Source organism: Candidatus Saccharibacteria bacterium (genome assembly GCA_016699895.1).
Taxonomy (GTDB): Bacteria; Patescibacteriota; Saccharimonadia; order Saccharimonadales; family Saccharimonadaceae.
The window spans coordinates 484,828-497,130 of the sequence record CP064991.1 but is presented as its reverse complement, the minus strand read 5'-3'; the positions used below and the strand labels follow the sequence as shown (position 1 = coordinate 497,130).

Genomic DNA, 12,303 nt, shown 5'->3' with positions numbered 1-12,303 from the left:
CCCGGTGTTCCCATGCCTGTAGGGCCCGTTGACCTCGCCCCTGGCACCTGGCGTACCTGGGCCGGTTGCGCCCTGAAGACCAGTTGAACCAGTTGAGCCTTGGACGCCTTGTAGACCAGTAGCGCCAGTGGCGCCGGAGACCCAGTTGGTCCTTGAGGGCCGGTAGCGCCAGTAGCGCCTGCAATAGAGTTTGGTTTAGTGGCAACTGCAGGATCTAGTAAGTCTTCAGTAATGGTAGCTGGTTGGATAGTATCGGCAGAGACGGCATTGGTAGCTAGACTAGCAGCGGTAACAGCTCCGGTAGCTATGTTAGCTGAGCTAACTGAGCCAGGAGCTAGGTTATTAGAGGTTACTACGTTATCTTTGAGACTACCATCAGTTTTATGGGCGGCAGACAGGTAGTCATTGAGGATTTGACCCCATTGGCCTTCGTCGGAACCTGGTGTTGGGAGACGAGTCATAGTAGTACTACTTCTCCTCTATGGGTACTTTTGCTTGTTTGCGGTAGTTTTATAACCATAGTTGGTTCACACTCCTCCTAGGTGACATGTTTAAGCTTATAGATAGTGTACAGGTTAGAAAAAAGAAAGTCAAGTTTTGTACAAATATTAAATCGTCACTAAAATAAAATATCTATAAACCTACTCACTAGCTTATATTTTGATGGTTTCGACGACCTATGTATTTATGAATTTCGATAATTGCTAGCATTACTACAGCTGCTATTAAACAAGCTAGCCAAGAATCAGCGTGTATAGTATTAAGGTGTAGAATAGAGCTAAATGGAGTTAACATAACAACTACCTGGACTATTATGGCCGCTATCAGTGCAAACGTAAAAGCCCTGTTCTTGATTCGCAAAAGACGATAAACCGGCGCCTCTCCACGCATAGCTATAGCATTAATCCACTGAATAACAACTAAAACTAAGAATGTGGCTGAACGAGCTTCAGCTTCACCGTGCGTACTTAGAAATATAACAAATACAGTTAAGGATATTATTGACATACCTAATGCAGCTAATACTATACGACTAATCAGATAGTTAGATAAGATTGGCGCATTGGCTTTCGCGGGCGGATGTTTCATATCATTTTTATTACCAGGTTCTAGACCTAGTGGAATCACCATAAAGGTATCTGTCACTAAGTTAATCCATAGTATTTGCACAGCCAATACTGGTAGGGGTAAACCAATTAATAAAGCTCCAATCGTAGTCAACACTTCACCTGCATTGGTAGCTAATAGGTAAACCAGAATACGCCTAATGTTAGCAACAATAGTACGCCCTTCGTGAACAGCTGTAACAATCGATCGAAAATTATTATCTAGCAGCACTATATCGCTAGCGTCCTTAGCAATAGCCGCACCTGATCCCATAGATATACCTACATGCGCTCGCGACAAAGCCGGAACGTCATTAACTCCATCTCCGGTCATAGCTGTAATATCAGTCTTATTCAACTCATTTAGAATTAAATGTTTAGCTTCGGGTATAACCCGCGCATAAACTCGAGTATTCTCAACTACGGTAGCAAGTTCGGATGGATTTAGTTTCATAAGACGTCTGCTATCGTAAACTTGCAATGAATCATTAGCTATGCCGATTTTCTTGGCGATGTGATAGGCAGTTTCAGAGTGATCACCAGTTATCATTCGCACCTGTACACCAGCCCCAGCAGATTCACGAATAGCTGCCTCTACGCCGGGACGCAACTCATCGGCAATCGCCATTAAACCAATTAGTTTCATTTTCTTAACAGGGATCTCTGATAATTTATCTATCTTATCGGATAATGAAATTTGTGCGAATGCAATTACCCGAAACCCTTTTCCCGCAAAAGAATGTAACTGTTCCATAGCATTAACTTCTTCAGCGGCAGACATTTTACATTGATTTATAATCTTTTCAGGAGCTCCTTTAACGTACACTTCAAACTTTTTTTCAAATCGCCATATATTGCCACTCATAGAATACCGATAGTCAAATGGCAAAACTTGTACTAACTCCGCATTCGCTAAGTTATGCGGTGCGTTGACTTTGTATTTCTGAGCGTACATTAATAGTGCATTATCGAGTGGATCACTGATTGAGCCTTTGGTCATATTGAGTGAAAAAGCCGTTTGTAGTGCGAAAGCTTGAGGATTGAATCTGGGCGACCAAACATCCTGCACTCTCAATTCATTACGAGTTAGTGTGCCAGTTTTATCAGTAGCGATCGTCGTCACTAAACCGATATTTTCAATAGCACGCATATTGCGAACTAAAGCTTTTTCTTCGGCCATCCGTCGCATTCCTAGAGCCAGTACAACCGCAATAGCAACAGGCAAACCCTCTGGAACAGCAGAAACTGAGAATGCCAAAATGAATCTTAATGCTTCTACTAGTTCGATACCACGTATCAGTTCTAGAACGAGAGTTATACCAGCTAATACAAAAACTGCCAAGATAACTTTCCTAATGATATCGTCAATCTTTTTCTGGACTGGTGATTTTTCATCTATCTTACTCGCCAGTTTGGCCAAGCGACCGAACTCGGTGTCATTACCAATGGCTGTTATAGCAGCAATACCAGAACCTGTCACTACAAAAGAGCCGCTAAATAACATGTTCAGCTGATTATAGACTTCCCTATCGCCCTTTAACTGCTTTGTAGTCTTTTTTACTGACAGAGACTCCCCTGTTAGCATCGACTCATCTACATGAAGGTTGTTCGACTCGATCAAACGGGCATCGGCTGGAATCTTTTGTCCTTCTTGTAGAATTATAATATCACCGCAGACTAAATGCTCTGTTTTAACCCTAGTAATTATATTATCGCGATAGACCTCGACGTCTTCGTGCTCTCTATGTCGCAAACTACGTAAAATTCTCTCCGTTGACCACTGTTGAAACCAGTCAATTACTGCACTAATCATAATAATGGCAAAAATAATAATGGCGTCGACAAACTCTTGTTGCCACAAGCTAACGCCACCAGCTGCAACTAGCACTAACATCATCAGAGACGAAAAAGGCGCTGCTAGCTTTTTCCATAGTGGCTCACCTTTGACCTCCAATTGATTCGGACCATGCGCCAGCAAACGTTTATTCGCTTCGTTAGAGGTTATCCCTTTGGGACTTGTATTCAGAGATGATAAAGTCTCTTCTGCAGTCTTTTGGTAAAATATCACCCTTTAATTATACAAGTAATGCTTTAATTTAAGAAAGTAGGGCATTTAGCGGTTACGTAGTCTACCCAGATATTCACGAATCGCCAGCGCAGCCGTAGTGCCTTCACCAACAGCCGCAGAGATCTGCTTTGTAGAGCCACTCCGAACATCGCCACTAGCAAAAATACCAGGTATATTAGTCATCAATCCATGATCGGTAACAACGTAACCTATTTGATCTAGCTCAATACCGGATCCAGTTAGAAATCCAGTACTGGGGATAATTCCGGCAAAGATAAAAACTCCATTAACCTCTAACGTTTTAGTCTCATTGCCATTAGCCTCACGGATAGCTAGTGAAGTAATTTGACCGTTAACTGAGATAATTCTATCTGGAATCCAACTTTCATGAAGAGTAATTCTGCCGTCATTTATATACTCAAATAATTCTCTTCTCAAAACGTCGGAAGCTTTAATATGACTACGCACCACCAGATCGATATGAGCTGCGAACTTGGTTAAAAATATAGCCTCTTGGACTGCCGAATTAGCACCGCCCACCACGGCTAATCTTTTATCTGTATATACAACACCGTCTAGGGCCCCTGAATAGTGGATGCCTTTTCCATAGAATTCCTCTTCTCCGGGAATACATAGTCTCTCATACGAGCTACCGGTAGCTACTAATACAGCTCTAGCCCTTAGAGTGTAGTTATCGGTTGTAATTATAGTAAACTCGCCAGCCTTCTCGATCTTTTGCACTTCGCCCATGCGGATTATAGCGCCGAATTTTTCAGCTTGGGATTTAAAGGCTTCTGTTAGAAATTTGCCGCTAATACCATTTGAAAACCCAGGATAATTATCGATTCGACTTACGCTCGCCATAATTCCGCCGACAGGTCCTTTTTCAATTAAGATCGTTTCAATATTCTCGCAGGCAGCATACATTGCAGCAGTTAGTGCGCTTGGTCCAGCACCAATAATCACTAAATCGTGAACCTCTTTTGTCATAGTAGCTATTGTACAGCCTGGGTCAGGATCAGTACAGTATACGGCGGTAGATCGACTGGCTGACCAGACGTTATCGTGTCAGCCTTTAGCTCGGCAAAATCAGTCGAGTAACCTTTCCATGATGAATTAAACCGGATTTTCCACTCGCCCTCGGGTAGCGGCAACGCGTAATCCGACACTCTGTGCCCGTTAAAGCTAGCTACAACAATAACTGGATACTTATTGGCTCCACGTTGGTATGTGAGAATTTTGAAATTTTCATCCGATCCAAGTACTGCTATCTCACCACTCGTTAGCCCTGTCGTATCGCCATATTCATTGCGTCGCAATGCTATCAGATGTTGATGAGCCGTGACGATACCAGAAAATTTTTCTAGATTGTCCCAATCAAGGGCTTGCCAATCATTAAAATTACCGCTCTGCAAAAACTCGGAGCCAGCGAGTAGCATCGGCAATCCTGGCGTCGTCAGTGCTATAGCCGATGACAAAATAGCAATCCTCCTCGCATCGACATTGTGCGGATCGGCAGTCCCGACTGAGGCGATTCTGGCACCACCATTAGCAGCGGTATCATGACTGTCCGCAAAAACGATCCTTTGCCGATAGTCTCCATTAAATTTCTGGCTCATGACGCTATTAAGATTACTGAGACCCGCAGGCTCTCCGCCTACGTCTAGCGCGCCACGAATAACGTGCGGCAACCCCAAATCCCACTGCGTATCGAATCCACAGCCGCCATCGGCTCGTAGCTTTGTAATCCAATCATTACCCGCACAGTCTTCCGCTATCATGAGAGCCGAAGGCTTAATCTTGTGCGCTAAATCAGTAATGTCACCTAGCAACTGCCACGCGTCTGCAATATCACCGGCCGGATCATTATTTCTACCATTAACATTGCGCATATAAATAGTGCTATCGAGCCGCATGCCGTCAATATGATAGTCATTGAGCCACATTGCCACGTTATCTAGGATAAAATCTCGCACCTCTGCCCGACCATAGTCTGGACGACCGCCCCACGGCGTATCGCCACGTTCATCGTTATAAAAGTAAATCCCACCCCGTTTGTTCTCGCTCCAACCATCAAATTGCCAGAGTCCCGCACTGCCGCCTATAAAATGGTTGTAAACTAGATCCAAAATGACTGCGATGCCATGGTTATGAGCTTCTTTGACAAAGTTTTTTAGGCCAAACATACCGCCATAGGCACCCTCTACTGAATAAACTGCATTCGGCGCATAACCCCAACCAAAACTAGCCATCATTGAAGTAATTGGCATCAACTCTATTGTAGTAATACCTAAATTTTTTAGATGATCGAGCTTGGTAATAGCATCAGCAAACGTAGCTGCAGTCGCTGCATCTGGACGAGCAAAAGTACCTACATGCAATTCATATAGCACCTGCTCCTCAAGCGGCTTCGGCCGAAATTTATTATCATCTCCCCAATCAAATGTTTCATCCGCTATCACACTCATGCCATTATCGGAATCGGTTAACACTTTAGCTCGCGGATCATTACGCACTAATTTTTGCCCACGCCATCCTGTCACTAGATAGTTATAAGACTGCCCGGGCTTGACATCTGCTACTCTTGTCACCCAAGTGCCATCTTCTTCGAACTGATCGGATTTTGTCAGAGGAATCTCAGCCCAATCAGAAAACTCACCCTGGATCGCTACCGAGCGCGCAAATGGCGCCCATAGTCGAAAATAGGCAAATTCATCGTGCAGTTCCACCCCTAACTTACTCATCTATCTATATTTTAGCATAATCAGTTCAATATTGTTGCGATTATGCTAGCATATAATTAAATAATATGGTATAATGTATTATTAATGGCTCAAATCAGCGGAACGGAGATCCTCAATGACGCCAAAGAATGGCTTGTCACGCCCAACGCGGTACGTGATATTTTAGTGATTTGTTTAGCCATGATCATTGGCTATTGGCTCAGCCGCTTTTTAGCTCAGGCTATCATTCGGATTGCTCAGATCATCTCCACCCGTAGCGATATAGAATCCAACGAGACTCGCGTTATGAGACTGCGACAAACCGAGACTTATCTCAGTATCACGGTGGCTACTGTTCGAGCCGCAGTCGTCATAGCGGTCGGTTACATTGCCTGGATCATCGTCAACCCGTTCTCCGCCAGCAGCGCCATGAATAGCGTAGCAGCCATTGGTGCTGGAACGTTTTTTGCCCTCATTGCTGGTCAAACTGTCGGCATTATCTTGCGAGATTTAACCGCCGGCGCCGTTATGATAGCGGAAAACTGGTATCGGATCGGTGATTTTGTCAAAGTCGAACCATATGGGAATGTCGAAGGCGTTGTTGAACGATTCACTCTGCGTTCTACCAGAATACGCGCTCTTAATGGCGAAGTTATCGTGATTCATAACCAGAATATTACCGGTGTCCACGTTACACCCCGAGGCGTTCGTACTATCGCAGTCGACGTATTCGTGAGAGACAAAGTCCGCGGCACTGAGGCAATACAGAAAATTATTTCTGCCATACCACGCGGCAAAACCATGCTAGCTCGCCCATTGCGTATCACCAAGACCGAGCAATGGGGTGAAGATCGCTGGCGTATTACTGTCATTGGACAAACAACACCAGGTCGCGAATGGTTAATCGAGAAGTTCTTTGTCGAAGCCCTCATCGACATTGATGACGGTAAAACTGGTCAAGATCGTCTACTAGTACTACCGCCAATGTCACGAAATGCTGATGACGCCGCCGATAAACGTTTCAACCGTGCTGTTCGTGTCAAGCAGGAAAAATAGCGTCTACCGAGTTAACCAAATACGGCTCTCGTCTCGCTCCACTAACCCATCGCGGAGTAAGCCATCTAATGCCGCCCGGTAACGGCTATCAGCACCGAACGTTTTCTCGAACTCTACCATCGAAGACGTATCCGCGAGCAACGCCCTGATCATTTCACCGCGTAATTCTCGTACACTTCCCCGCAATGATGACTGTTTTTTGTAGTGCTGACTCTTTGCAGTGTTTCGAATGCCTTGGCCTTTCAACCACGTTCCATAATCCATCAAATTTTGGTAAAAACGTCGCGGATCGCTACGATCAATAGTCTCAGATAGTAGCTCGTGAATCTGTCGATCACTGACCGAGTCAGCATCATTGAAAAAATGATGGATATATACCGTACGAATATTTGTTTCAATAAATAATGTCGGCTGATTAAAAGCATAGGCCAAGATCGCCCCCGCTGTATTAACGCCAACACCTGGCAAACGACGCAACTCAGATTCACTATCAGGGATAGTCCCATCAAATTCACGCATGACCATTGATGCCGCCGCGTGTAGGAATTTTGCCCGGCGGTTATAGCCGAGGCCCTGCCATAACGCGAGTACTTCGGCCAAACTGGCACTCGCCAAAGTCGATTCGTCAGGAAAACGAGCGATAAATTCCTGGAACTTTGGTTCTACTCGCGCTACCTGAGTTTGTTGCAACATCAATTCACTTACGAGCACATAATACGCTCTCGTATCACGGCGCCACGGCATGTCGCGATATAACTCATCACCGCGCTGACGTAGCAAATGTTGAAAATCGGCTAATTCCATTCTTATCTATTATACCGTCTGCAGTAGTACTATTAGCTAGCATTAGCCGTCGATCGTGGCTTTGCGTCGATATATAAATTGACAGTAGTAATGATCAAGATCATAATGACCGGTCCGTACACGATACCGAGGATTCCAAAATAGGCAATGCCACAGAACGTTGCGAGCATCATGAGTGCAACTGGCAATTGGATCTTCTTTGGAATTAGTTTCGATCGCCACAGTGGTTCGAGATTACCAAACGCGTAGAATAGGATGATCACAATCAATCCCGCCCAGAACTGACCGCTAACCATAGATAATATCGCCATCGGCACTAGGACGATACCCGAACCGAGTGGAATAAAATTCAATATAGTAAACAATACAAATAATATAAAGAATAAGTGTCCGTAGCCCAGGAATATCAGCAAGATAGCTGAAAAGATAGCCGTGATCATTGACAGAATCAGCTGTCCTTTGACCATAGCATTAGTCATTAGACCAATCTTTTCCAGATAATGCTCAGTCGCCGATCGACTAAATGGACTGACGGCTTTGATTTTTGCTATCAACTTCGAACCATAGGTTAAGAATGCAATAAACATATAAATGTACACTATGAATGCGATACCGAGACTAGGTAAACTAGTAGCGATACCTAGGAGTATTTGAGCACTGCCACGCGCAATAGTTGGAATTGAGTTGCGCAGAAAATCCACGATACCGACTTCGGTAACACTGGGCTCTTGGCCGGTAATTGGTTCTAATACACCATTGGTTAATTCTATGGCTCTCTCGACAAAGCCCGGCATGTCTTGCCAATATTGTGATCTACCAGCTTGATCGGCAAACGTTGATAATTGTCCTACTGCAGATACAGTCACAAACACTACTGGCAATAGTACTATCAAAAAAGATATCATTAGCGTTCCAAAAGCCGCTAGCCCGCCACGACCTTTACGGCCTTTTAGTTTGGTGTAGAGTGGGTAGAACAGATACGCCATCAATGCAGCTAACACGATAGCAGCTATCTGCGGCCAAACAAACCAAATGGCAACTGCACCAATTACTAATAAAGCTACTGCTAGCACTCTCTGATTTGATTGATTCTTCATTGGGTTATACTACCGCATATTGTAATAAAATTCAATACGAAAGTTATAGCACAACAACACCATAGTATGTATAATGTATATTGTAACTAACAAGGAGGGTTTTATGGTAACGAAAAAGTCACAAGATACAGTACGAGTAGTTGGCATAAAGCCTAGCTCAGTAGCTATGGTGCAGGGTACGCTATCTATGCTGTTCGGTTTGGTTGCAGCAATCCTATTTTCAATTAGTAGTACTGTCCACTGGGCCCAGGAGACCGATAGCGTGTTACGCGGCTTGACCCTCGGGCTAGCTAGCGGTTTCATTGCTATCGTTGGTGTCCCAATCATCTATTTTGCCGTCGGTTGGGTGCTTGGATGGATCCAGGGTTTCCTCATCAATGCACTCGTTAGCATGTCGGGTGGTATCGTATTGAAAACGGAAGAGGAATAGTTCATGTTAGGACGCAGAAGTGCACGTCGTCGAGGTATGGTGATGGGTGCTGCAATCGCTTCGTCACGGGCGAAAAAGCAAAATACTGCAGCTGCACCAGAGCCGACACAGCCAGCTTCGACCGGTGATAGTATCGAACAGCTCAAACAATTAGCTGAACTGCGCGACCAAGGCATCCTGACCGAAGAAGAATTCGCCGCTAAAAAGAAACAGTTGTTGGGGTTATAATATGATTCGCTTTCTCGCTCAATCTGCTCTGACACTGATCGGTAATGCTATTGGACTGTTAGTCGCAGCAATGCTATTGTCGGACTTTCGTATTGACGGTCTAGGTTTTACTATCAGTATCGTATTCTTTACTGTAGCACAGATAGTACTAGCACCATTTATTCTGAAGCTAGCGGTCAAACACGCTCCAGCGTTTCGTGGCGGCATCGCGCTCGTCACAACCTTTGTCGTATTATTACTAACAACGTGGCTAACCGATGGACTACGCGTTAATGGTATTACTACCTGGATCATCGCACCGCTAATCATCTGGTTAGTGACAGTCGTTGCCGGCATAGTGCTGCCAATGGTGCTGTTCAAAAAGGCTATGGGAACAGCAAAAGACAATCGATCAAACAAGTCCTAGGCGTGACAAAGGCCTCGCCCCGGTAGAACCGGACGAGGCCAATGCCTGATGGATGGATGGCTAGTTGCCGTTCGTGGCGGCTTGAGCGACGTGATACGCCATGCCCTTGCCGGCGAACTTCCCCTCTCGGGGAATGACCCACATGTGGATGTGCGGTACCGTCTGACCGGCGTCTCGACCGAAATTCATCGAGAGGTTCCAGTCGACGATCCCCATCCACGGGATCTTGCGGAGCAGGCAGTGAACGCTCAGCCAGAAGAAAATCCCCAGCCGAAAAATGCTCTCCTTGTGCCGCTTCGGGACGATCATGTACGTCCCAGGCACGGTCTGACTGTACTCGACAATCAGATACGCCCAGGGCGTCTCAGCCACGACCTTGTCGCGGCTGATCTTCCCACTGGCGAGACAAAAGAGACAATTGCCCCTCTGCCCCTTGAGTTTCAGAGAGAGTCTTTCGACATCCTCTCTGATCTTACTAAAAAAGGTTCGGACCTGTGTAGCAACCACGGCACGTTCCCCTTCCCTATCTCCATGATACGACCATCGCATCAGGCTCACCCACTATTATAGCATATTAGTTATGTTTTGTAAATGATTTGGTATTCTAATGCAGAATACTTGCTAATATCTTCTCTGAAACGACTCCGCGCATGACAGGCTTGCCATCGACACAAATTTCCAATTCTATACCAGTCTCATTTCGTCTATAGCCGATAAATAGATCGGCATCACGATAAATACTCTGCGCTGGAGTGTCTCCATCGGGTAAAACTGCTAACCCAGTCAACGTCTGCCCCAAATCAATGTCATTTGTTATCACGATATCTGCCGTATCCTTTTGCGGCATCAATAGGTCAAAATGAGCTCGTTTCACAAAGCTAAAATATTGTTCGGCGACTTTTTCAAATGACACGACCTGTTGCACCATAACATTCCTATAGAGACGCAAAACAAATCGGCGAAAGAAATTGCTATCGAGAAATACCTTGAGATCCACTATTTCGTTAAAAGCCCCGGACCATGGGAACAGTCCCTCGATGACAACTATTCGTCGCCCCGTCGGATTGTCAGGCTGCGCCCATGCTAACTGCGTAGACTGTACAGGGCGATGCGCCTCTAGAGTATATGCCAAGTACTGGCGCTCTCTACCGGCTAGTAAGTCCTGCAGGACCAAAAATGCCTCGTTTAGACGATAATTATCAGGGTCATCCCATTTATAGGGAGATGTTTTTCGGTGCGCAAACTCTTTACCCAGTGCAAAATCATCGAGGTGCAATATCGCAACCTGATAACCAGCCCGTAGCAACCGATCACGCAAACTATTGCTCGTCCAGCTCTTGCCACTCGCGGAACCACCCGCAATACCCACGATATAGGTAGCTTTCTCGGATTTAGTAATAGCCTCAATAATCGGTGAAATGCTCGTATTCATGGTATCTCCGATTATTGTCCATTCCGTTAGGTCCGTACATGTCATAGCCTGTATCAACGAGGATTCGCGATACTACCTCTGTTGCTTCACGAAAGAGCTGTGCGTTTGCCTGGTAGGTATCGCCCTTTGCAACAACGATATAACTGTTGAAATTGTCGATCGAATAAAGCCCCTTTGCCCTATCAAGATCTCTAGTATCTTCTCGGCTATCACTAGTCAAGATGATATATTGCCTATCACCGAGATGGGCCGTATCTGGACCATAATAGCCGTGCGAATAGTTTTCTACATCCTTGGTTGAAACATTCATGCCAGCGCCCTCTCTCAGCACGATGCCCCACAACTCAGCAGCATACGAAACACCTGCGGTATACAAAATGATAGTTTGTTTTTTTGGATCTATCCACCGGCATAGATCTTCGTGAATACCGACGCTATCGATCACGCCTGAGGCGGATTTTGTACCACCACACAAATACTCTATCGCCATCAGCGTTGTCAAGGGACTAATGGGGCGACAAAAGATTTTCTCTCTATCTGGAGGAATAACGATGTTTTGATTATCCCCTAGATCCAATTCGGGATTACCCGATAGCGTCACAACTGCACATCGATCGATTGCCTTGTTTAGCATTATTAGAGAATCTGCTCGGTTGAGACCATAACTGATGATAATAACGAGGTCGTCTGATTCTAGATGGTCGATCTCCCGAATGGCTTTGCCTGTTGGCAGGAAATATACTGGCTTCTCCGGAAATTGTCGCCTCAACCGATCTGCGAGATACTGCGCCGTCGGCAAAGAAGTCCCCGTGCCAGTAACAATGATTTTTCGGCTACGCCTAACCGTAGCAATAAACCGATCGCGCTGGTCAGGAGAAATATCAATAGCCCTAGTGTAATCATCGATAGTTGAAACTAATTGGAGGTAATTTTTCGTTGAATCGTTCATTACT

12 protein-coding genes are annotated in these 12,303 nt (G+C 45.3%); 4 read left to right on the top strand and 8 right to left on the bottom strand.

Features of this window, described 5'->3' with window-relative positions; genetic code table 11:
- Window positions 1–648 precede the first annotated feature (648 nt).
- Genes IPL44_02675 through IPL44_02665 form a run of 3 tightly spaced genes read right to left on the bottom strand, consistent with a single transcriptional unit; the run spans window position 649 to window position 5,918 of the window.
- Complete coding sequence (locus IPL44_02675; protein ID QQS17189.1) at window positions 649–3,174, bottom strand: cation-transporting P-type ATPase; 2,526 nt, start codon at window positions 3,172–3,174, stop codon at window positions 649–651.
- A 45-nt stretch (window positions 3,175–3,219) separates the two neighbouring features.
- Window positions 3,220–4,164, bottom strand: a complete 945-nt coding sequence (locus tag IPL44_02670) for an FAD-dependent oxidoreductase (protein ID QQS17188.1) — start codon at window positions 4,162–4,164, stop codon at window positions 3,220–3,222.
- Window positions 4,165–4,169: 5 nt separating this feature from the next.
- Window positions 4,170–5,918 (bottom strand): alpha amylase C-terminal domain-containing protein, encoded by a 1,749-nt coding sequence (locus IPL44_02665; GenBank protein QQS17187.1) that lies wholly within the window; start codon window positions 5,916–5,918, stop codon window positions 4,170–4,172.
- Between the two features lie 84 nt (window positions 5,919–6,002).
- Between IPL44_02665 and IPL44_02660 the strand changes: the two genes are divergently transcribed.
- Window positions 6,003–6,953 carry a mechanosensitive ion channel gene (locus IPL44_02660; protein ID QQS17186.1) on the top strand — a complete coding sequence of 317 codons (951 nt, stop codon included), beginning with the start codon at window positions 6,003–6,005 and terminating at the stop codon, window positions 6,951–6,953.
- 3 nt (window positions 6,954–6,956) lie between these two features.
- Here IPL44_02660 and IPL44_02655 read toward each other — a convergent pair whose 3' ends face one another.
- Both IPL44_02655 and IPL44_02650 read right to left on the bottom strand, forming a co-directional pair.
- Window positions 6,957–7,757 carry an A/G-specific adenine glycosylase gene (locus IPL44_02655; GenBank protein QQS17185.1) on the bottom strand — a complete coding sequence of 267 codons (801 nt, stop codon included), beginning with the start codon at window positions 7,755–7,757 and terminating at the stop codon, window positions 6,957–6,959.
- A 32-nt stretch (window positions 7,758–7,789) separates the two neighbouring features.
- Window positions 7,790–8,854, bottom strand: coding sequence for an AI-2E family transporter (locus tag IPL44_02650; GenBank protein ID QQS17184.1), 1,065 nt, complete (start codon window positions 8,852–8,854; stop codon window positions 7,790–7,792).
- Window positions 8,855–8,957: 103 nt separating this feature from the next.
- Here IPL44_02650 and IPL44_02645 point away from each other — a divergent pair, with 103 nt between their 5' ends.
- The 3 genes from IPL44_02645 to IPL44_02635 are packed head-to-tail and all read left to right on the top strand — an operon-like array spanning window position 8,958 to window position 9,918.
- A complete protein-coding gene (locus IPL44_02645; protein QQS17183.1) occupies window positions 8,958–9,284 on the top strand; it encodes a hypothetical protein in 327 nt (108 codons plus the stop codon).
- A gap of 3 nt (window positions 9,285–9,287) precedes the next feature.
- Window positions 9,288–9,512, top strand: coding sequence for an SHOCT domain-containing protein (locus IPL44_02640; protein QQS17182.1), 225 nt, complete (start codon window positions 9,288–9,290; stop codon window positions 9,510–9,512).
- 1 nt (window position 9,513) lies between these two features.
- Entirely contained in the window at window positions 9,514–9,918 is a 405-nt protein-coding gene (locus IPL44_02635; protein QQS17181.1) for a phage holin family protein, read from the top strand.
- Between the two features lie 60 nt (window positions 9,919–9,978).
- Here the strand turns inward: IPL44_02635 and IPL44_02630 are convergent, their stop codons facing one another.
- The 3 genes from IPL44_02630 to IPL44_02620 all read right to left on the bottom strand — a co-directional run bounded on the left by IPL44_02630 (window position 9,979) and on the right by IPL44_02620 (window position 12,299).
- Window positions 9,979–10,425, bottom strand: a complete 447-nt coding sequence (locus IPL44_02630; protein QQS17180.1) for an HIT domain-containing protein — start codon at window positions 10,423–10,425, stop codon at window positions 9,979–9,981.
- 97 nt (window positions 10,426–10,522) lie between these two features.
- Window positions 10,523–11,350: a hypothetical protein gene (locus IPL44_02625; GenBank protein QQS17179.1), complete on the bottom strand. Its 828-nt coding sequence runs from the start codon at window positions 11,348–11,350 to the stop codon at window positions 10,523–10,525.
- The gene (locus tag IPL44_02620; protein ID QQS17178.1) at window positions 11,322–12,299 is read right to left on the bottom strand and encodes an SIS domain-containing protein; all 978 of its coding nucleotides are present in this window, start codon (window positions 12,297–12,299) and stop codon (window positions 11,322–11,324) included. Before IPL44_02620 ends, IPL44_02625 begins: the two co-directional genes overlap by 29 nt.
- Window positions 12,300–12,303: the final 4 nt, after the last annotated feature.